Source organism: Notoacmeibacter sp. MSK16QG-6 (genome assembly GCF_024158145.1).
GTDB lineage: Bacteria > Pseudomonadota > Alphaproteobacteria > Rhizobiales > Rhizobiaceae > Notoacmeibacter.
In genome coordinates, this window is the sequence record NZ_JAMYXM010000006.1 from 91,111 (window position 1) to 112,660 (window position 21,550).

Annotated in this window: 19 protein-coding genes; all 19 read right to left on the reverse strand. The window is 58.7% G+C overall.

The features are described 5' to 3' along the window. Positions 1-5 precede the first annotated feature (5 nt). A complete protein-coding gene (locus NIM86_RS15220) occupies positions 6-659 on the reverse strand; it encodes an SGNH/GDSL hydrolase family protein (protein WP_253383378.1) in 654 nt (217 codons plus the stop codon). Continuing rightward, the gene (locus NIM86_RS15225) at positions 656-1,252 is read right to left on the reverse strand and encodes a GNAT family N-acetyltransferase (protein WP_253383491.1); all 597 of its coding nucleotides are present in this window, start codon (positions 1,250-1,252) and stop codon (positions 656-658) included. Before NIM86_RS15225 ends, NIM86_RS15220 begins: the two co-directional genes overlap by 4 nt. Positions 1,253-1,254: 2 nt before the next feature. Further along, positions 1,255-2,670: a pyruvate dehydrogenase complex dihydrolipoamide acetyltransferase gene (locus NIM86_RS15230; protein WP_253383380.1), complete on the reverse strand. Its 1,416-nt coding sequence runs from the start codon at positions 2,668-2,670 to the stop codon at positions 1,255-1,257. A gap of 4 nt (positions 2,671-2,674) precedes the next feature. After that, positions 2,675-4,147, reverse strand: coding sequence for a pyruvate dehydrogenase complex E1 component subunit beta (locus NIM86_RS15235; RefSeq protein ID WP_253383382.1), 1,473 nt, complete (start codon positions 4,145-4,147; stop codon positions 2,675-2,677). 99 nt (positions 4,148-4,246) lie between these two features. Further along, a complete protein-coding gene (gene pdhA / locus NIM86_RS15240) occupies positions 4,247-5,374 on the reverse strand; it encodes a pyruvate dehydrogenase (acetyl-transferring) E1 component subunit alpha (protein ID WP_256478525.1) in 1,128 nt (375 codons plus the stop codon). Positions 5,375-5,504: 130 nt separating this feature from the next. Continuing rightward, entirely contained in the window at positions 5,505-5,813 is a 309-nt protein-coding gene (locus NIM86_RS15245; RefSeq protein ID WP_253383384.1) for a septum formation initiator family protein, read from the reverse strand. Between the two features lie 123 nt (positions 5,814-5,936). After that, positions 5,937-7,211, reverse strand: coding sequence for a phosphopyruvate hydratase (eno, locus tag NIM86_RS15250; RefSeq protein ID WP_253383385.1), 1,275 nt, complete (start codon positions 7,209-7,211; stop codon positions 5,937-5,939). Positions 7,212-7,357: 146 nt separating this feature from the next. After that, entirely contained in the window at positions 7,358-7,711 is a 354-nt protein-coding gene (locus NIM86_RS15255; protein WP_253383386.1) for a PRC-barrel domain-containing protein, read from the reverse strand. Positions 7,712-7,822: 111 nt separating this feature from the next. Continuing rightward, entirely contained in the window at positions 7,823-9,454 is a 1,632-nt protein-coding gene (locus NIM86_RS15260; RefSeq protein WP_253383493.1) for an alpha-D-glucose phosphate-specific phosphoglucomutase, read from the reverse strand. 115 nt (positions 9,455-9,569) lie between these two features. Then, on the reverse strand, positions 9,570-11,408 hold the full coding sequence (gene ilvD, locus NIM86_RS15265; RefSeq protein WP_253383387.1) for a dihydroxy-acid dehydratase: 1,839 nt from the start codon (positions 11,406-11,408) through the stop codon (positions 9,570-9,572). Positions 11,409-11,477: 69 nt separating this feature from the next. After that, entirely contained in the window at positions 11,478-11,789 is a 312-nt protein-coding gene (locus tag NIM86_RS15270; RefSeq protein ID WP_253383388.1) for a lipid-A-disaccharide synthase N-terminal domain-containing protein, read from the reverse strand. Continuing rightward, the gene (locus NIM86_RS15275; protein WP_371872918.1) at positions 11,786-12,553 is read right to left on the reverse strand and encodes a glycosyltransferase family 2 protein; all 768 of its coding nucleotides are present in this window, start codon (positions 12,551-12,553) and stop codon (positions 11,786-11,788) included. The genes NIM86_RS15270 and NIM86_RS15275 overlap by 4 nt, the downstream gene beginning before the upstream one ends. After that, positions 12,550-14,088, reverse strand: coding sequence for a glycosyltransferase family 39 protein (locus NIM86_RS15280; protein WP_253383389.1), 1,539 nt, complete (start codon positions 14,086-14,088; stop codon positions 12,550-12,552). The genes NIM86_RS15275 and NIM86_RS15280 overlap by 4 nt, the downstream gene beginning before the upstream one ends. An 11-nt stretch (positions 14,089-14,099) precedes the next feature. Further along, the gene (locus tag NIM86_RS15285; RefSeq protein WP_253383390.1) at positions 14,100-14,729 is read right to left on the reverse strand and encodes a 3-oxoacid CoA-transferase subunit B; all 630 of its coding nucleotides are present in this window, start codon (positions 14,727-14,729) and stop codon (positions 14,100-14,102) included. Between the two features lie 3 nt (positions 14,730-14,732). Next, a complete protein-coding gene (locus NIM86_RS15290) occupies positions 14,733-15,437 on the reverse strand; it encodes a 3-oxoacid CoA-transferase subunit A (protein WP_253383392.1) in 705 nt (234 codons plus the stop codon). 163 nt (positions 15,438-15,600) lie between these two features. Then, positions 15,601-16,368 (reverse strand): electron transfer flavoprotein subunit beta, encoded by a 768-nt coding sequence (locus NIM86_RS15295; protein ID WP_253383393.1) that lies wholly within the window; start codon positions 16,366-16,368, stop codon positions 15,601-15,603. Continuing rightward, a complete protein-coding gene (locus NIM86_RS15300) occupies positions 16,365-17,402 on the reverse strand; it encodes an electron transfer flavoprotein subunit alpha/FixB family protein (protein WP_256478527.1) in 1,038 nt (345 codons plus the stop codon). The genes NIM86_RS15295 and NIM86_RS15300 overlap by 4 nt, the downstream gene beginning before the upstream one ends. A 161-nt stretch (positions 17,403-17,563) precedes the next feature. Continuing rightward, the gene (locus NIM86_RS15305; protein ID WP_253383396.1) at positions 17,564-19,504 is read right to left on the reverse strand and encodes a (Fe-S)-binding protein; all 1,941 of its coding nucleotides are present in this window, start codon (positions 19,502-19,504) and stop codon (positions 17,564-17,566) included. Between the two features lie 5 nt (positions 19,505-19,509). Next, on the reverse strand, positions 19,510-21,546 hold the full coding sequence (locus NIM86_RS15310) for an FAD-dependent oxidoreductase (protein ID WP_253383397.1): 2,037 nt from the start codon (positions 21,544-21,546) through the stop codon (positions 19,510-19,512). Positions 21,547-21,550 lie beyond the last annotated feature (4 nt).

Sequence of the window (21,550 nt, forward strand, 5' to 3'; positions counted from 1 at the left end):
CTCCCTCAGCCCTGTCTGTCTTGAAGTTGCTCTCGAACGACCGGCGCAAGAGCCCGACCGAGCGCCGCGGTGCTACCCGCGTCGAGATGAATGCCGTCATGCGGATCGGTCGTCACGATTGTTCCGGCATCAAAGAACCCGCACCCTCGGTCGCGCGCAAGATCGGCATAGCGTCGTGCGAAACTCTTCGAATCCTCGATCGCGTCGGCAAATGTGTCGCCGTAATCAGGATCGTCCGGTTTCTGGATCGGTGGCGGCGATACAATGATAATCTCAGGCGAACCGGAATTTTCGTTGCTTGGCCATGCATGATGACGGACCAGTTCGACCAGCCGGGCCATCCCCATCGCCGCTCCACGAGCCCCTGCCCCGGTGAATGGTTTGAGGTCATTTACGCCAAGAAAGAGGATGACCAGATCGAGCGGCGAATGACTATGCAATAGCGTCGGAAGAATTTGCGCGCCGTTACGGTCGCAATCGGCCAGATGATCGTCATAGCCAGTCGTGCGCCCATTCAACCCTTCGGCGATGACGTGATAGTCGCTGCCCAGTTCGGCCTGAAGAACGTTCGGCCAACGCTTTTCGAACGGGTGACGCGTCCGCGTCGGCCCATCGAAGCCCCATGTCAGCGAATCGCCGAAGGCGAGGACGGTTTTCATGACGCCGGCTTGCTTTCAGCATGCATGGCATACCAGTGGCCGGCTTCCTTCACACCGCCGAACGGTTCGTAATTTTGCTGTCCGACTTTTTCAAAGCCGCAGCGGCGGTAAAGAGAAACGGCTGGATTGTCGTCCTCAACTCCTAATCCTAGCCGTTTATACCCTGCTTCCAGTGCCCGTTCCCTGGCGCCCTCAATCAGCTGACCGCCAATCCCCTGCCCTCTAAAATCGCGATAGACCGCCAGCATGTTGATGTACCAGCATGGCGCTAAATCGTTCTCCAGCAGCAGCAGCGAGGCGATGACCGGTCCGCACTCGGCAATATCCGTGTCGCTGTTTTTGTCGGTAAGCGGATAGTCGAGAATCATCCCGGCTATTTCACCGTTCACCGTCGCCACATGCATCTTTCTCCAACTCATGGCGTGATCGTCGGAGCGAACACGATTGCGTCCGACTTCGACGACCGACGAGAAGCCTTCCCGTTCCCGCGCTCCGTGCCAGAACCACTGTGGCAGACCATGCCCCGCCATGTCTGCAAGGATAGCGAGATCGGCCGCGTCCTCACGGCGCGCGGGTCGATAGGCAACCTCCATGGTCACACCAGCATGCTCATCGGGTTTTCGACGAAGCCATGGAACGCGTCGAGCAACTCGGCGCCGAGAGCTCCGTCAACTGCCCGGTGATCGACAGAGAGCGTCACGGTCATCATCATGGCGATGGCAACCGCATCGTCTTTTACGATCGGACGCTTTTCTCCTGCGCCGACCGCCAGAATGGTGCCGTGCGGCGGATTGATGACAGCCGAGAAGTGCTTGATTCCGAACATGCCGAGATTGGATACGGCCGTGGTGCCGCCCTGATACTCTTCGGGCTTGAGTTTCCGGTCTCGAGCGCGTGTGGCCATATCCTTCATCTCATTTGAGATCGCCGATAGCGTCTTCTGCTCGGCTTTGCGGATAATCGGCGTAATAAGCCCGCCGGGAATAGCCACGGCTACCCCGACATCGGAGTATTTATGCTTGACCATCGCCTCCTCGGTCCACGATGCATTCGCATCGGGAACAGCCTGAAGAGCCATCGCCATCGCCTTGATGATCATGTCGTTGACGGACAGCTTGTAGGCCGGCTTTTCGCCGTCGTCCGTTTTTGTCATCGGCGCTGACTTGTTGATCTGACTACGAAGCTTCAGCAATGCATCGATGTTGACGTCGCGCGTCAGATAAAAATGCGGCACCGTCTGCTTGGCCTGGACCAGCCGCTTGGCGATTGTCTTGCGCATCCCGTCATGCTTGACGAGTTCGTAAGAGCCTTCCTCGAAAAGTTTGAGGACGGCATCGTCAGCCATCGGAACCGGTGCTGCCGCTGCAGCTCCACCCTTGGGCGCATCTGTAGCTTTCGCCGCTTCGCTGGGCTTGGCGCTTTCAACATCGGCCAGCACGATCCGGCCGCGGGGTCCAGAACCTGCCAACGAGGAAAGATCGATCCCCTTCTGCTGCGCGACGCGACGGGCCAGTGGTGTCGAGAAAATACGCTCACCATCCTTGGTAGGGGCAGGACCGGCTTTCACACTGTCCGGCACATCTGTTTTTCCGCCACTGGCGCTAGTCGCTGGCTGTGGTTTGCCATGGCCGGCTCCGCCATCGCTGGACGTCTCCGAAACTTTCGCATCGTCACGCGCAGCGGCCTTTTCCGGATCGGGAAGGTCCTTTTGCGGCGCGGCGTCGGCGCTCTTCGACCCACCGCCGCCTTTTACATCGGCCGGGTCCTCGCCCTCTTCGGCCAGAAGCGCGATCACGGCATTGACCTTCACGCCTTCTGTGCCGGCCTCAACAAGGATTTCGGCGATGACACCTTCGTCGACGGCCTCGACTTCCATCGTTGCCTTATCTGTTTCGATTTCGGCGATCACGTCGCCGGGTTCGACCTTGTCGCCGACCTTTACGGCCCAACTGGCCAGGTTGCCCTCTTCCATCGTGGGAGAAAGGGCGGGCATGGTAATTTCGATAGCCATGGCGTTAGTCCTTATACGTCACGGCCTTCGCGGCCTCGATCACTTCGCCGACATTCGGCAGGGCAAGTTTTTCAAGATTGGCGGCATACGGCATCGGAACGTCTTTGCCGGCAATCGTGATGACCGGCGCATCCAGATAATCGAAGGCGCGGCGCTGAACCTGGTTGGCGATGTAATCGCCGACCGACGATTGCGGGAAACCCTCTTCGATGGTGATTAGGCGGTTGGTCTTCTTGATGCTCTCGATCACCGTATCGAGATCCATCGGGCGGATCGTACGCAGATCGATGACCTCCGCTTCGATTCCCATGCCCGCCAGTTCGTCGGCGGCTTTGATCGCGTATGTCATGCCGATGCCGAAGCTGACCAGGGTGACATCGTTGCCCGAGCGATGAATGCGCGCTTTGCCGATCGGCAGGACGAAGTCATCCATTTTGGGCACATCGAAAGTTTGACCGTAGAGAATTTCATTCTCCAGGAAGACAACGGGGTTAGGATCACGAATAGCGGCCTTCAGAAGTCCCTTGGCGTCCGCCGCGCTGTAGGGCTGAATGACTTTCAGACCCGGAACGTGGGAATACCAGGCCGCATAATCCTGACTGTGCTGAGCAGCCACGCGCGCCGCCGCACCGTTCGGCCCGCGGAAGACGATGGGCGATCCCATCTGGCCACCCGCCATGTAGCGCGTCTTGGCCGCAGAATTGATGATGTGATCGATCGCCTGCATTGCGAAGTTGAATGTCATGAACTCCACAATCGGCCGCAGGCCCGCCATGGCTGCACCGACTCCGACGCCGGCAAAGCCGTGCTCGGTGATCGGCGTATCGACCACGCGCTTTGAGCCAAACTCGTCCAGGAGCCCCTGAGTGACCTTATAGGCGCCCTGATACTCGGCGACCTCTTCGCCCATGACGAAGACGCGATCGTCACTGCGCATCTCTTCGGCCATGGCGTCGCGAAGCGCTTCGCGCACAGTCGTTGGTTCCATCTCGGTTCCTTCTGGAACCTCTGGAAGTCCAGACGGGTCCGGCTTTTTCGGCTCCGGATGAACCTTGCCCTCTGCAGGAACCCGCCGCGCATCCATATCGGCAACGGTATCGCCGTCGCTTTGTCCGCCTTCACCGCTGGCACCGTCGGAGCCGCGTGCGGCGTGAGGATCGGCGCCGTTGCTCTCAGAGGATTCGGCTGCGCCGCCGCTGGAAGAGCCGGCACCTTCCAACGCGCTATCGTCTTCGTCTTCCTCAAGAAGAACGGCAATCACCGAATTGACCTTGACGTTTTCGGTGCCTTCCTCGACGAGGATTTTGCCGAGCGTGCCTTCGTCGGCGGCTTCCACTTCCATGGTCGCCTTGTCGGTCTCGATCTCAGCGATCACTTCGCCGGGTTCGATCTTATCCCCTACGGCTTTCAGCCATTTGGCGAGTGTGCCTTCCTCCATCGTCGGAGAAAGAGCGGGCATGGTGACTTCAATGGTCATGGGCGGTCCTCCCTGCGGCAGCGCCATAGCGGTGAGCCATGCGCAGGATGTTGTCTGATTGATCGAATGGAGCGTTGGAGCAAATGGAAGGCCCGGACATCAGGCGGCCTCGCTTCCGTCCTCGGCGTAAATATCGGTCCACAATTCGGAGGGATCGGGTTCCGGATCGTTCTGCGCGAACTCGGCGGCCTCGTTGATGATGCCTCGAATTTCCTTGTCGATCGCTTTGACGTCGTCCTCGCTCATCCCGCCATCGATCAGCCGGAGTTTCACCCGCTCGATGGGATCGTGCTCGCGATCCTTCATCTTGTCGACTTCTTCCTTCGAGCGATATTTCGCCGGGTCGCTCATGGAATGACCACGATAGCGATAAGTCTTCATCTCCAGGATGATCGGACCATTGCCGCCGCGGACGAAATCGGCCGCTTCCTCGGCGGCTGCCTTCACCGCCCGGACATCCATGCCGTCCACTTCCATGCCGGGGATACGGAAGGAGACGCCGCGTTGGTTGAAATGGGTTTCGGCGGAAGAACGCGTGACCGAGGTGCCCATCGCGTACTGATTGTTCTCGATGATGTAGATCACCGGAAGATCCCAGAGCGATGCCATATTGAAGGATTCGTACACCTGGCCCTGATTGGCCGCGCCATCGCCGAAATAGGTGCAGCACAGATTGTCGTTGCCACGATAATTGTTGGCGAACGCCAAGCCGGTGCCCAGCGCGACCTGAGCGCCGACAATGCCGTGACCGCCATAAAAATGCTTGTCGCGGCTGAACATATGCATCGAGCCGCCCTTGCCTTTGGAATAGCCGCCCTGGCGGCCGGTCAACTCGGCCATGACCCCTTTCGGGTCCATTCCGGTCGCCAGCATATGGCCGTGGTCGCGATAGGCGGTTATCACCTGATCGCCCTCTTTCAGGACCATCTGAACGCCGGTAACGACCGCTTCCTGACCGATATAAAGATGGCAGAAGCCGCCGATGAGGCCGCGCCCGTACAATTGTCCCGCCTTCTCCTCGAAGCGGCGGATCAGCAGCATGTCGCGATAGGCCTGCTTGTCTTCCTCAGTCGTAAACTTGGCGATTTCCGGCGGTTTGCGGATAAGATCGGATTGGCTCTGCGCAGCTGTCGCCGCAGTCTTTTTCGCCCCGCCCGATGAACGTCGGGTCTGACCGGATTTACTGGTTGAGCGTTTATTCGCTGCCGTTGAACGACTGGTTGCCATTGACTCTCCCTTCGCCGGCTTTTGCGCCGGTACCGTTGCGGTAGGCGCTTCATAGACGAGAACGTCTCATCCTCCCATTCGCCTGCCGAATAGGTGCTATGCTGACGCTTTTTTCGTAAGTGGCAAGGGCTTAAGGGCGAATTATCAATTCGTTCGGCCCGATAACGCCGAGCTGCCGCCGCGCCATCTCGTCGAGCATGTCGCGCGAGATGGTGCCATCCTGCAACTGAATGGCGCGCTTTTCCAGTTCGCCGTGACGAACCGACAGCGCAGCCAACTCGTCTTGCAATTCCGCAAGGCGCGCTTCATGTCGAGCGTTCGCCTCGGTCCCGTAGTCGCCCTGTACCGTGTGATGTGAAAAATAGACGAGGCAAAGCCCGGTCAGGACTGGCAGGACAAGCCCCTTCCAACGTTTGCGTCTATATTGCCGGGTCCACATTTCCGGCTCCCATCCTTGTCGGAACATCGGTTAAACAAGCGCGATTCGCACTTAATGTGAAGTTACCGCCGATGAAAAAGCCGGCCACTAGGGCCGGCTTCAGTGAAAGAGAACTTCGGGTTCTTAGCCTTTGAGTATCGAACGTCCCGCATAAGAAGCGGCGCTGCCCAACTGCTGCTCGATACGGATAAGCTGGTTGTATTTGGCAAGCCGGTCGGAGCGAGCCAGGGACCCGGTCTTGATCTGCCCGCAATTCGTTGCCACCGCCAGATCGGCAATCGTGGCATCCTCGGTTTCGCCGGACCTATGACTCATTACTGCCGTATAACCGGCGCGATGCGCTGTTTCGACGGCGTCGAGCGTCTCGGAAAGTGAGCCGATCTGATTGACCTTGACGAGGATCGAGTTGGCCGCGCCTTTGGCGATACCGTCGCGCAGGCGCGCCGAATTGGTTACGAAGAGATCGTCACCGACAAGCTGAACGCGGCCGCCAATCGCCTTTGTCAGAGCGGTCCAGCCGTCCCAATCGTCTTCGTCCATACCGTCTTCGATGGAGATGATGGGATAGGTACCGCAGAGTTTTGCAAGGTAGTCGGCCTGCTCTTCTGACGAACGCTTCTTGCCCTCGCCGGCATAGACGTAATTGCCGTCCTTGTAGAACTCGGTAGCGGCGCAATCCAGTGCGAGAAACATGTCTTCGCCCGGCTTGTATCCTGCCTTTTCGATGCTCTTGACGATGAAATCGAGAGCTGCTTCGGCGCTGTTGATGTTGGGTGCGAATCCGCCTTCATCTCCGACCGACGTATTATGGCCAGCCGCGGACAAATCTTTCTTCAGTGTATGGAACACCTCGGAACCCATCCGCACCGCTTCGGCCAGCGTCTCTGCGCCGACCGGCATGATCATGAATTCCTGGAAATCGATAGGATTATCAGCATGTTCCCCGCCATTGATGATGTTCATCATCGGAACGGGCAGGACGTGGGCGTTCGGTCCCCCAACATATCGGTAAAGCGGCATGCCGGCGGCCTCGGCAGCCGCCTTGGCGACCGCAAGCGAGACGCCGAGAATCGCATTTGCGCCGAGTTTGCCCTTGTTATCGGAGCCATCGAGTTCGATCATCGCGGCGTCGATGGCGAGCTGTTCTTCGGCATCCATCCCGACAATCTTGTCGGAAATTGCTCCGTTGACGGCATCGACGGCTTTCCGAACTCCCTTGCCCAAATAACGGCTGCCGCCATCGCGTAGCTCAACGGCCTCATATGCGCCCGTTGAAGCGCCTGACGGAACGGCGGCACGACCGAACGAACCGTCCTCCAGAATAACGTCGACCTCGACGGTCGGATTGCCGCGGCTATCCAAGATTTCGCGGGCGACAATGTCGATAATTTCGGTCATGAAAGTCCCCAGGGGTTTTGTTGTTTGTTCTATTTCAGCCTTCCCATAGGCGAACCCTCAGAGCCTTTCAACGCGTCATAACGCCAGACATGGAAAACCCGGCGAAATATCCACATCGCCGGGTTTAATTCGATTAAAAAAGCGAATTAGAGCGCGCCGTAATAGCTGACGGCACTTGTCTGAGCCCGCATACCGTCGTCCTTGGTCAACTCGTGAATGCTGTCCTGAGGGGCGGCTTCGAGCTGCTCTTTGCTGTACGGCACGACATAGCCGCCTTGACTGTCTTCGTAATTGAGCGAGGCCCACGGCACGGCATGATACTTTTCGCCAACACCCAGGATACCGCCGAAACCAACGACGGCGAATTTGATGGTGTCGGACGTTTTGTCCAAAATGACGTCTTCGACTTCACCGATTTTATCGCCCGTCGGATTATAAACGGTGGTTCCGATAACGCGCGATGCGCGAATGGCGGTGGTGTGTCCTGTTGCGGTAGGCATGGGGCATTCCCTTCTTTGTTAACGTTCGGAAGGGAAACGTGCCGGCGCGATCGTCGTTGCGTTAATATTTCTGATAACGCTTATATTTTTCGATGTTGGAAAAATGGTTGATCAGGTCACGACATCAGGCTCCATTCGCCCTATCGCACGGCGATAGCCGACCAGCGCATCGACAGCCTCGATAAGCGGGTCCAGCATCTCTCCGACGTCGCGATCGAGTCCATCGGGTCCCGGTGCAAATCGCTCCAGATAAACCCTTAGGGTCGCTCCCACCGTGCCTGTCCCGGACAGGCGGAACACCGCCCTGCTGCCGTCCTCGAACCGAATGCGAATGCCCTGATGCTCCGTGACGGAGCCATCGACAGGGTCTTTATAAGCGAAGTCCGTAGCAGATCGGACCTGAAAGCCTTCCGCAGCCTTGCCGCCCAGTTGCGGCAACATCGCCGTCAATTCAGCCATGAACCGTTCGGCTACCGGCTTTTCGACTTCCTCGAAATCATGGCGGGCGTAATAGTTGCGTCCGAATTGCTGCCAGTGCTCTTCCAGAATTCCCCTAACGCTCTGCTTGCGGCTGGCGAGAATGGCGAGCCAAAGTAAGACGGCCCATAGCCCGTCTTTTTCGCGCACGTGGTCCGCTCCGGTTCCGGCGCTTTCTTCGCCGCAGATGGTGACATAACCTTCGTCAAGAAGGTTGCCGAAAAACTTCCATCCCGTCGGCGTCTCATAAATTGGCAGACCCATCGCCTCGGCCACGCGATCGGCGGCAGCGCTGGTCGGCATCGAACGGGCGATTCCCTTCAAACCGTCAGCATAGGCTTTTGCATGCTTCGCATTGGCCGCCAATACGGCAAGACTGTCGGACGGCGTCACATAAATATGTTTGCCGATAATGAGATTGCGGTCGCCGTCGCCGTCAGATGCCGCTCCGAAGTCAGGACCGTCGCTTCTCATCATGTCATTATAGAGCGTCTTGGCATGGACAAGATTTGGGTCCGGATGATGCCCTCCGAAATCTTCCTTCGGCGTACCGTTGCGAACCGTACCCTCTGGTGCACACAGCCGCTTCTCGAAGATCTCATGCGCGTAAGGGCCGGTAACGGCGTGCATGGCGTCGAACGCCATGGTGAAACCAGATTCGAAAAGGTCGCGGATTTTGCCGAAGTCGAACAGTTCCTCCATCAGCGCCGCGTAGTCCGCAACCGGGTCGACGACTTCGACGATAAGATCACCGAGATCGGTTTCACCCAGCGTTTCGAGATCGACTGAAATGTCTGGATCGATGCGATACGCCGAAATCGCTTTCGTGCGCTCAAAGATCGCGCCTGTCACGCTTTCCGGAGCAGGACCGCCATTGGCTGTATTGAATTTAATCCCGAAATCCTCGTTCGGACCGCCGGGATTATGGCTTGCCGACAGAATGATCCCACCGAACGCGCCGCGCTTTCGGATCAGGTTGGAAGCCGCAGGGGTCGAAAGGATGCCGCCCTGCCCGACGACGACGTGTTCACAGTCATTTGCGGCAGCCATCGCAATAACACGGCCGATCACTTCACGATTGAAGAAGCGCCCGTCGCCGCCAAGGATCAGCGTCTTAGAGGGCTCTTTGGGCGCCACGTCGAAGATCGACTGAACGAAATTCTCGACATAGTTCTCTTGCTGGAAGTGCGGCACTTTCTTGCGCAGGCCCGACGTGCCGGGCTTCTGATCGTCGAAGGGTTTGGTCTGCCGCGTCTCGATGGTCACTCGCTTCATCTCCAGCCGTTGATTTTCGACCCTGCAAATGAAGCACCGCAGACAAATGAAAAGGCCGGTCGTTGCAGACCGGTCCGTTCATCAGAAATTTCTTTGGAAGCCGAACTTAATCTTCGACCACCCGAACGGCTCCCTTGGAAGCACTCGTTGTCAGGGCAGCGTAAGCTTTCAACGCGGTCGTGATCTTGCGAGTCCGCTTCTCGACCGGCTTCCAGCCCTGTTCGTCCTGCTCTTCGCGGCGAGCGGCCATTTCGGCGTCATCGACAGCCAGGTGAATTGTACGGTTGGGGATATCGATCTCGATCGTATCGCCTTCCCGAACCAGACCGATCGCGCCGCCTTCCGCCGCCTCGGGCGAGCAATGTCCAATCGAAAGACCGGATGTACCGCCCGAAAAACGCCCATCCGTTATGAGAGCGCAATCCTTCCCGAGGCCTTTCGACTTCAGATAGCTCGTCGGATAGAGCATTTCCTGCATCCCCGGTCCTCCGCGGGGGCCTTCGTAACGGATGACGACGACATCGCCCTTGACGATCTTGTTGGTCAGGATTGCTGACACAGCGCTGTCTTGGCTCTCGAACACACGCGCGCGACCTGTGAACTTCAAAATGCTTTCATCGACGCCTGCCGTTTTCACGATGCAGCCATCCTTGGCAATGTTGCCGAACAGAACGGCAAGACCGCCATCCTGGCTGAATGCGTGTTCCTTTGAGCGGATGACGCCGCCTTCTCGGTCGGCGTCGACGCTGTCGTAGCGACGGTCCTGACTGAACGCGACCTGGGTGGGAACACCGCCTGGCGCCGCACGGTAGAAATCATGGACATTTTCGGCATCCGTCCGGACAACATCCCAGCGATCGAGCGCATCGCCAATCGTTTCCGAATGGACCGTGGGGCATGATGTGTTGATTAGACCGGCATTATCGAGCTGACCGAGAATACCCATAATGCCGCCCGCGCGGTGCACGTCTTCCATATGCACGGTCTGAATCGAAGGCGCGACTTTGCAGAGAACAGGCACATTGCGAGACAATTTGTCGATATCGGCCATCGTGAAGTCGACCTTGCCTTCGTAGGCGGCCGCGAGAAGATGCAGGACTGTGTTGGTTGAACCGCCCATGGCGATGTCCAGCGTCATGGCGTTGGAGAAGGCATCGAAATCGGCAATCGAACGCGGCAGAACCCGTTCGTCATCCTGCTCGTAATAACGGCGCGCCAGATCCACGATCAGATGACCGGCTTCAACGAAAAGCCGTTTGCGATCCGCGTGGGTCGCCAGCGTCGAGCCATTGCCAGGCAATGCAAGGCCCAACGCTTCCGTCAGGCAGTTCATGGAGTTGGCCGTAAACATCCCGGAACAGGAGCCGCATGTCGGACAGGCGCTGCGTTCGATAGCGGCGACTTCATTGTCCGAAACGGAATCGTCCGCCGCTGCGACCATTGCATCGACCAGATCGAGTTTCTGCTCCTTGCCGTCTTCCCACACAACCTTGCCAGCCTCCATCGGCCCGCCCGAAACAAAAACGACAGGAATATTGAGGCGGAGCGCCGCCATCAGCATGCCAGGCGTGATCTTGTCGCAATTGGAAATACACACCATCGCATCGGCGCAATGGGCGTTGACCATATACTCCACGCTATCGGCGATGATCTCGCGGCTCGGCAGACTGTAGAGCATACCGTCATGGCCCATCGCGATGCCGTCATCGACCGCGATCGTGTTGAATTCTTTGGCGATTCCCCCGGCGCTTTCGATTTCACGCGCTACGAGCTGACCCATATCCTTCAGATGGACATGGCCCGGTACGAACTGCGTGAAGGAATTGACCACCGCGATAATCGGCTTGCCGAAATCGCCATCTTTCACGCCTGTTGCGCGCCATAGGCCCCGCGCGCCCGCCATGTTGCGGCCATGTGTTGTGGTGCGTGAACGATAGGTCGGCATGGGATATCTCCCGTTTCAAAGAAATGAATGCGGGTTTTGGGGTGTCTTGACGGACAATGCAAGGAGCGGTCAGCGCAAGCCGCGTTTTTCCTGCCGGATCAGCCAGAGATTGCGCGAATAGATGAAGACGCCAAGCGACTGGCCGAGAATGAAGACCGGATCTTTCCGCCAGATCGAGTAAAGCAGGAGCATGACGCCGCCGCCAATGGAGAACCACCAGAAGGCAACCGGCACAACCGACTTATGAACGCGCTCGGAGGCCAGCCACTGCACCAGGAAGCGCCCGGTGAACATAAGCTGTCCGGCAAGACCCACAATGACCCACCAGAACTCGCCCCAGTTGGTGACGTTCAGAAACCTTAGAATATCGTCCGGGTTCACTGCGTTTGCTCCGACTGCTCGAAAGCGGTCAGCGTTTCGGCAGCGCTGTTGGCTGTCTTACGTCGCTTGATAAGCCAGGCCACGGCCAGCAAATCCGGAATACCCACGAGAGCGCGCTGAAAATTCGAATAGTTCGAACGCCCCTCGCCGCGTGAGCGATGCGCGACGTCGACATGGCCAACGGCCCACCCATCGCGCGTGAAAAGCGCCGGCAGGTAACGATGCATGTGATTAAAGAACGGCAGCGCTAGAAAGGCATCGCGGCGAAACGCTTTCAGGCCGCATCCCGTATCGCGTGTGCCGTCCTTCAGGACGCGACTGCGCAACCCATTTGCGAAACGCGAGCCGAATTTCTTCGACCAGCTATCCTGTCGGCCGACTCGCTGACCCGCGATCAGACCGAGGCGCTTATCACGATCAGGGTCGAGGAGCGGTGCAACCAGTGTGGGAATTTCGGATGGCGGGTTCTGTCCGTCTCCATCCAGCGTTGCGATGAACTGGCCCCTTGCCGCCTGGACTCCGCTGTGAACGGCCGCGCTTTGACCGGCGCTTTTCGCGTGGCGCAACACGCGGACGGATTTTCCGCCAGCGATCAGCGATCTTGCAATCTCTCCGGTATCGTCCTCCGATCCGTCATCGACTACGATCACTTCGTAGTCCGGTAAATCCGAGCACGCCTCGTCGATTTCACTGACGAGCTGGCGGACATTACCCGCTTCGTTCTTCATGGGAATGACGATGGAAAGGACGGGCACGATAATCACTCGTTCGGTCTTGGCGGTCCGTTGGGGCAAATCCAGAAGATCTGAAAATCGAGCCGTCTTTCACCGGGATCGCTGTCTTTCGTGTCAACCGCCTGCGACGGTCGATCCGCGCACGCTCTATAATCGGAACCGAATCGTTTCAACCATAGACTGATATTGGACGGTCTATTGTCGAGAACCAAAAGGAACGGTCGGCTTCCATGATCATCGAAGCGCAAGAGCCGGTAGTCGTCGACGATCCAGTCTGGGCGACGATGTTTCAGATTGCCAGCGTTCCATTGGAATGGCGCAACGACATAGGTACCGGCTCCGGCGCCCATTGCCTCTTCCATCGTCTCAATCACAGGGCCGAACGGTGCATTGCCGCGGTCGCGCCAGTAGCGGCTTTCGAGCGGATGGCCGATGAGTACGGCGAGCGCGATGAAACTGCAGATGCCCACAAGGATACCCCGGCCCATAGGGCTGATGCGATGCCAGATGAGCAGCACCGCCGTCGGCCCGGTCAGGCAGAAGACCGGCAGAAGCCATCGGTCACGTACATTGCCGATCCCGGCAATCAATACGCCGATGACTAGGATGAGGGAAAAACAGACGAGATAGCGAAGCAGAAATCGGCCAAGCCTCTCAGACTCTTCGCAACAACTCTCGGCGTTTCGCGGCGGAGCAGCCGTCCGCGTGCGCGTAAAGGCCCACAGCAGCAAAGCCAAAGCGCCGCTCAATGCCGCATTGGAGGCGATCGCTTGTCCGAGTTCGAAAAGGCCGCTTATCCGGGTTGCGAAAAAACTGCTCGTATCGAGGTCGAGAGATCCAGATGCGCCGGTCGCAAGCTGCAAATTGTTCGCGATCCACTGGTAAGGAAAGGCTGCGATAGCTACCGACAGCGCAAACGCCACGAGGATACGCGCCCATGAAAGGTCGTCTCGAAAACGTGGGTCGCTCACTGCCGTGAGAACCAGAGTGACAGGCACGAAAAGGAAATTGTATTTCGACAGAAGTCCCAGCCCGCAAACGCCGCCGAACAGGAGCCATTTGCTCCAGGATCGCGGCGCATTGATCGCCAGCCAGAAAACGAACGTCGCGAGAAGTCCGAACAGGATTGCGGAATTGTTATGGGAAAAAGCTCGTTGAGCGTACCAGGCGAAATGGATGTTGAGTTCCAGACCGAGCGTCACCGCAAACGCAGTAAGCGGTCTTACGGCCTGTCGCGCGAACACGTACATGATGATGGCGCTTAGAAGTCGGACAAGATCGCGGCCAAGCGCGATCGTGAAGACCGAGATGCCGAATACGTCGAACAGGGCGTTTTGATACCAGTGATAAAGGGGCAGTTGCGGGCCGTAGCCCGGTCTGTACAGGTCCGCCACGACCGGCAATTCCGCATCGTCCCAATTTAGCGATTCGCCACCGAGTAGGGATCGAGCCGCCACCAGTGCGGCGAAATACAGGAAAAGACAGCCGATCCAGATCGCGTCTTTGCGGAAAGAAACAGCCGCACTCTCGTGCGGCTGCCCATGATGATCGCTGATGGATGACATTTAGCGCATCGCTAGGCGACGATCGTCGCTTTCGTCGCTTCGCGAAGCTCGTCTTCACCGACGCCATCGGCCAGTTCGACGATCTTCAACCCGCCTTCGACGACATCCAGCACGCCCAGATTTGTGATGATCCGGTCTACAACGCCCGCGCCGGTCAGTGGCAGGGTACACTCCGTCAACACCTTGGACTCACCTTTCTTGTTCTGATGATCCATGACGACGACGACGCGGCCGACGCCGGCGACGAGATCCATCGCCCCACCCATGCCTTTCACGAGCTTGCCGGGGATCATCCAGTTGGCCAGATCGCCGTTTTCGGCAACCTCCATAGCGCCAAGAATTGCCATCGCGATCTTGCCGCCGCGGATCATGCCGAAGCTGGTGGCGCTGTCGAAATAGACGCTGTGCGGGAGTTCGGTGATTGTCTGCTTGCCTGCATTGATCAGGTCCGGATCTTCGTCTCCTTCATAGGGAAACGGCCCCATGCCCAGCATACCGTTTTCACTCTGCAAAGTGACATTGACACCGTCCGGAATGTAATTGGCCACCAGTGTCGGAATACCGATCCCCAGATTGACGTACATACCGTCTTCGAGTTCTTTGGCCGCTCGAGCAGCCATCTGGTTGCGATCCCATGCCATTGCTCAGGCCTCCTCACGCTGGCGGACCGTCCGCTGTTCGATCCGCTTTTCGTGTTCACCCTGGATCAGCCGATGCACATAAATACCTGGCAGGTGGATGCAGTCGGGATCAAGTGAACCGGTGGGCACAATCTCTTCCACTTCGGCAGCGCAGATCTTACCGCACATGGCTGCCGGCACGTTGAAGTTGCGCGCTGTCTTGCGGAAGATCAGATTGCCGGTCTCATCCGCCTTCCATGCTTTCACGATCGCAAGATCGGCGAAGATTCCGCGCTCCATGATGTACGTCTCGCCATCAAAGTCCTTGTGATCCTTGCCTTCCGCGATCATCGTGCCGACGCCCGTTTTGGTGTAGAATCCGGGAATGCCGGCGCCGCCGGCGCGCATACGCTCGGCCAGCGTACCCTGTGGATTGAATTCGACCTCCAGTTCGCCATCGAGATATTGCCGCATGAATTCGGCGTTTTCCCCGACATAGGACGACATCATTTTCTTGACCTGCTTGGTGTGCAGAAGCCGACCGATGCCAAAATCGTCAACGCCTGCATTGTTGGATGCAAAGGTCAGGTTCTTTACGCCGCTCTCGCGGATCGCCTCGATAAGCAGTTCCGGGATACCACAAAGTCCAAAACCGCCCGCTGCGATCAGCATGCCATCTTCGAGCACGCCATCGAGAGCTTCTCTGGCCGAACCGTATATCTTTTTCACCAAATCCTCCTTCGCACCCGCGAACCGAGTTCGCTACAATGCTGCCTGCTGCATGGCAACGTCACCGTTCAATAAAGGCAAGAACGGTAGGGCGGCAAGGGTAACGCTGTTCGGCAAACCGTTATTTCTCGAACGCACAATCAAAAGATCGCATTGTACAAAATCAGACCTCCGGACGCCCCACATCTTCAGAGCGCAATTGCTGCGAACCAAATTCGCGCACGCCCAGCTTCTCAAGATGGTCGATGATCATCCGTGCTGCATCGTCTGGATCTGGATCGAGGATGACGCCCTCACCGCTCGTAACGCCAGATCCGGCCTGCCTCATCAACTTCGGTCGAAAGCGGTGCGGACGTTCCTCTAGATTGGACGGTGACTTGGCGACGGAAAGTCCTTCGTGTCGATCCACCGAACCACGGATGGCTTTGGCATAGGCAAAGGGTAGAGCCGCTGGGGCATTTGGGTGAACGGTAATGATGGCAGGCAGACGTAGCGTCACCTGCCGTTTCGCGCCCTTTGTCAGCGTCTGGTCGAAACGTGCCGTACCCGGATTGGCTGAAGGCGATGCCGAAACGACGTCATTCAGTAATGGCAAAGAAAGTGCGTCGGAAAGTAGATAGGGGAAAAGCCCGGTATCCTCACCGCCCTGCCCCCGGCGCCCGGCAAAAATCACGTCAGGCGGGTTTTTGAGAAGGTAGGAGGCAAGCGCGGGCACTGGATCCGCTGCTTCACCGATCACAAGAAAATCGAGACCGTCCAGCCCATGCCCAAGCGCATCGCTCACGCCTTCAACATCGGGCCCTGCGTGAACTCCGCGGCACTGCGGATCGAGCGTCCGTGCAAGAGCGATTGCCTGCGCTTCCAGTCGCAGCAAGACCGCGCGTCCGCTGACGGGATGGCGTCCCTTCGATATCAGAACGACGGCTTTCATCCTCGTCGCGCCTCTAACAGCCGCAGCAACGCTGGCATGACTTTCTGCGCATCCTGAACGATGGCCAGGCCTGCGCGTTCGATCATTGCGGCATGAAGGTCGGTATTGACGGCAATGACGTGCTCGCATCCGGCAATACCTTGAAGGTGTTGAGGCGCACCGGCGATACCCAACGCGAAATAGCAATCGGCAGCCAGTACGGTTCCCGATGCGCCGACTTGCGCCTCGCGGGGCATCAAGCCCGCATCACAGACAACCCGGCTCGCGCCGGGTGTGGCTCTTAGTGCCGACGCGAGATCGTAAAAGGCTTTGAAATCCGTCACACCGTTTCCTGCCGACACGACGAAGTCGGCCTCGGCAAGAGGCATCGAAGACGGATCGCCGGGGATCAATCTGCTCGCGATGATGGCGCTTGCGATGCCTGCGTTCGGCTGTGTCTCGATACTGATCGGGCGCGCTTCGCAGGCTATGTCTGCGTAGGCTGAAACGCGATCCTCCTCGATTGTCATCAGTCGAGGCGGTCGACCTGCCTCTTCACGGGTTGCCGCATGGCTGGCGCGAACCGCCTGTCTGGCAGTTAAATGTTCGATTTGCGTGAGAATCGGCTCTTGCAACTTGACCGCCATCCGTCGCGCCAAATCGCCGCCGCGGCTAGTTTCGGCAAACAGCCAATGGCGAGCCTGAAGCTTTTCATCCAGAGCAAGCAAATCAATAACATACAACGAAGCATCGGCTTGCGCGCCTGCGCCCGCAAAAACCACTCGGTCGGCACCGGCTTCACCGAGATCATCGGTCGAAGCGGGCACAACCGCGATCACCGCGCCGTTTCCCTCTCCCGCGTCCGCAAAAAGGCGAGCCGCGCCGATAAGCTGACGGTCGAACCGCGACAACCGTCCTTTCTCTGCATCGACAACCACAACGACATGAAAAGCCGGCGTTTCGATGATGCGAATTTGTGGGGAATTTTGAACGGGGTTTTGCTGCGCAGGGGTCGTTTTGGGGGCAGGCGAACGAATGCCGCGATCAATTCGCATACGCGGATAGCCGCCTATCTGCGACGCAGCGAGAGTAGCACGAGGATCGTGCCGGGGCCGTTCTGACGGCCGATTTTTCTGGCTAAGGTCGAAACGCGGCCCTGCAGGGGTAGCGGTCGAGCGACTCGCCCATTCGGCACGCGGGTTGCGACGCTGACGGTTCACGCCGGCACCGCATGTCGGGAGTGATTTGCAGACAGTCGTTCTTCGTCGCCCTGCTCCACCGCGTTCAGCACAAGTTCCGCAATGTCCCGGACATCGGGTCTCTGCCCGATCACACCTTCGAGCATCGCAGTGCAGCCAGGACAGGCGACAGCGACGATGCCCGCGCCGGTATCGCCCGCCTGAGCCATCCGCAGATCGGGAATGCGGGTATCACCGGGAATATCGGTGACGGGCGCGCCGCCTCCGCCGCCGCAACACATTGCGCGTCGCCCGCTGCGTGTCATTTCTCGTCGTTCGATTCCAATCCGGTCGAGCACGGCCCGCGAAGCGTCGAACTCGCCATTGTAGCGGCCGAGATAGCAGGGATCGTGATAGGTAACGGCCGCAGCGGTCTGAACTGCTCCTGCAGGCAAATGTCCGCCTTCCAGCAGCTCTGAAAGAAATGCCGTATGATGGACCACCTCGTAATGGCCGCCAAACGGGCTGTATTCGTTTCTCAATACATGCAGAGCGTGAGGATCGGCGGTGAGAATCCGCTGGAAACGGTAATTGGACAATACCTCGATATTGGCGCTGGCAAGCCTTTGGAATGTCGCTTCGTCGCCCAGCCGGCGCGCCAGATCGCCGCAATCGAGCTCCTCCTCACCCAGCACGGCGAAATCGACATCGGCCATTTGCAGCAAACGGATAAGCGCACGTAGCGTTCTCTGATATCGCAGATCGTAGGCGCCCTGCCCCAGCCACAGCAGAATGTCGGCCTCTCCAACGTCCCGAAAGACCGGCACCCCCAAAGCGACAGCAAAATCAGCGCGAGCCGAAAGCAGTTGTCCGTTCTGTTCGTCGCAGCCTCGCATATTGTCGAGCGGCTCTATAGCCTTGTCTGGAACAGCGCCCCGTTCCAATGTCTGAAATCGCCGCAGATCGACGATGGCATCGACATGCTCGATCATCATCGGGCATTCCTCGACGCAGGCACGGCAGGTCGTACAAGACCAGAGCGTGTCAGGATGGATTAGGCCGCCCAGACCGATAACCGGCTGATCCATCCCGCCCCTGCCGGCGACGGGACGAGCGTTCGGGTAAGGCGCACCGCCATAGTCAGGCCCGGCGCTCCTCAGCTGCGCTCGGGCCAGATCGGCAATCAGATGTTTCGGGCTGAGAGGCTGCCCGGCGGCAAAGGCTGGGCAAGCTGCTTCGCATCGCCCGCATTGCACGCAGGCGTCAAAGCCAAGCAAGCGGTTCCAGGCAAAATCGGACGGCGTTTCAACACCGAATTTCTGACCCTCCATATCGAGCGGGCGCAGAGCCGTGTCCCGGCCAGGACCGAAACGGTGCGGACGCGGATGAGCGACGAGATGACTCGCTCCAGCCAGCGCATGGCGCATCGGACCCCGCGCGGTCTCCAACGCCAGGCTGATACCGCCGAGTGCCGCGACGAACAGCGTCAGCAGTGACAATGCCGGAAGCGGATTGCCAATCGCGGCAAGGCCCGCCGTTAGGGCTCCGCCCCCGGAGAACGCCAGAAGAAACAATGGCATACGCTGGTACCGCCCAGCGGACAGCCGTGACAATTTCTCGGGATAGCGGCGCAAGGCGACCAGAAAGCTGCCCGCTAGCATGGCGGTGAAGGCGACTGCAATGAAACCCCACCATAGTGGCGAAGAGCCTAGTGTGGGAATAAAACTCAGAAGCGATAGGCCGCAAGCGGTGACAAGACCCGCTGCCACAGGAACGTGCATCCGCGATGCACCCTTGTCGCGATCCACCACATGGTGGACGTCAACAAGGTAGCGTTTCGGTAGAGCCATAAGACCTGCCAGCCAATCCACGCTAGCGGGCTGTCCCTGTCGCCAGAGCAGGATGCGGCGCGCAACCTGGACGACGGCGACGACAATCATCGCGAGGATCAGCCAGGGAAGATAGGCCGCCGCGCCCATGGCGCTCAGAGATCCTTACAGAGGCGCAGCGCGTCGTAGATGGCGGCGTGAATGTTTCGGCCCGCAACCGCATCGCCGATCCGATAAAGCGCATAGCCGTCACCGCCATTAGGTTGCGGCTCGCCGGCGACGAGTGCCCGCTGATCGGTCAGCCCCTTGTTCGAAGCGCCATCCTTCAGTGCCAAATGAAGATCGTCACACGGCAGAGTGCCGTACTCGACCACCACATGATCGACCACCCGCTCCTCTTCCGCATCGGTCATGGTATTGCGCAGCGCGGCGATCAGCCGGTTGCCCTCCGGGTATATTTCGATCAGCTCCATATTCGGCGTCATGACCACGCCGAGCTTGTAGAGTTCGCGCAAATGCACCGGCAGATTTGTCGTACCGATCTCCTGGGCAATCATCAGATCATGCGTCGCCATCTCGACGAGACAGCCGCGCTTGGCCAGAAGTTCGGCGACGGAAGCGGCATTGTGCTGGCCCATCTCGTCGTAGAGCAGAACGGTCCCGGACGGCTCGACCACGCCTGTCAGGATGTCCCAGGTGGTGATGGCATGCTCCGACCCAGCGGCGTGACCAAAATTGGGAAGTCCGCCGGTCGCCATGATTACGATGTCGGGATCGAGCGCCTGAATGGCCGCTTCATCAGCAGGTACGCCAAGGCGAATATCGACGCCCAGCTTTTCGACCTGTCCGATCAGCCATCGCGGAATGCCGGAGAGCGCTTCACGCCATGTCGCCTTCGAAGCGATATTGATTTGTCCGCCGAGCCGTTCTTCTTTCTCGAACAAGGTGACGTCGTGACCGCGATGGGCAAGGACACGCGCGGCCTCCAGCCCGGCGACGCCGCCGCCAACGACCACTACCCTTTTCGCTTTATCCGCCTTGGCGATGACATGCGGCATGGTTGCCTCGCGGCCGGTCGCCGCATTCTGGATACAAAGCGCATCGCCGCCCACATAAATCCGGTCGATGCAGTAACCGGCCCCAACGCATTGGCGGATATCGTCAGCGCGGCCGTCGGAAAGCTTGTTGACCAGATGCGGGTCCGCGATGTGCGCCCGCGTCATCGCCACCATGTCGACATGGCCCTCATGAACGGCGCGCGCAGCCGTCGCCAGATCCGTAATGCGCTGCGCATGGAAGATGGGCACATCGACCTCCCGCTTAATGGCGGAGGGCAGTGATAGAAACGGTGCGACGGGAAACGCCATATTCGGGATCGAGACCGCATGGGCAATATCGTCGCGCGCCTGCCCGCCGATGATGTTAAGAAAATCGACCAGCCCGCGCTGCGCATATTCCGCTGCTATCTCGACGCAGTCCTCATGTGTCAGACCGCCTTTCAGCATTTCGTCGCCCGACATGCGGATACCGATGACGTAATCGTCGCCGACAGCCTCACGCATGGCGCTGAGCACCTCAATGCCGAAACGCATTCTGTTTTGCAGGGATCCGCCATACTCGTCGGTTCGGTGGTTGACGGATGGCGACCAGAACTGGTCGACGAGATGGCCATGGGCAGCGGAAATTTCGCAGCCGTCAAGACCACCCTCCTTGCAGCGCCGTGCAGCATCAGCAAAATCGCGGACGATCCGCGCGATCTCTTCGGTCTCCAGCTCTTTCGGGATCGACCGGGACGCCGGTTCTCGATAGGGCGAGGCGGATTTGACTGGAAGCCAGTTGTCCGTGTCCCAGCGTGTCCGACGGCCCATATGGGTCAGCTGTATCATCAGCTTGGCGCCGTGCCCGTGGATGCGCTCGGCGAAGCTCTGGAAATAAGTAATAACGCTGTCGTCGGCGACGGAAATCTGTGCCCAAGGGGTGGCTGGGCTGTCCAGCGCGACCGACGAAGAACCGCCGAACATGGTCAGCCCGATCCCGCCTTTGGCCTTCTCGGCGTGGTAGAGTTGATAGCGTTCTTTCGGCTTGCCATCGGCGCCGTAACCAGGCGCATGAGACGTGGACATCACGCGGTTGCGGATGGTCAGACCTTTGATCGTCAAAGGTTTCAGCAGCGCTTCGGCATGGGCGATCATCGGC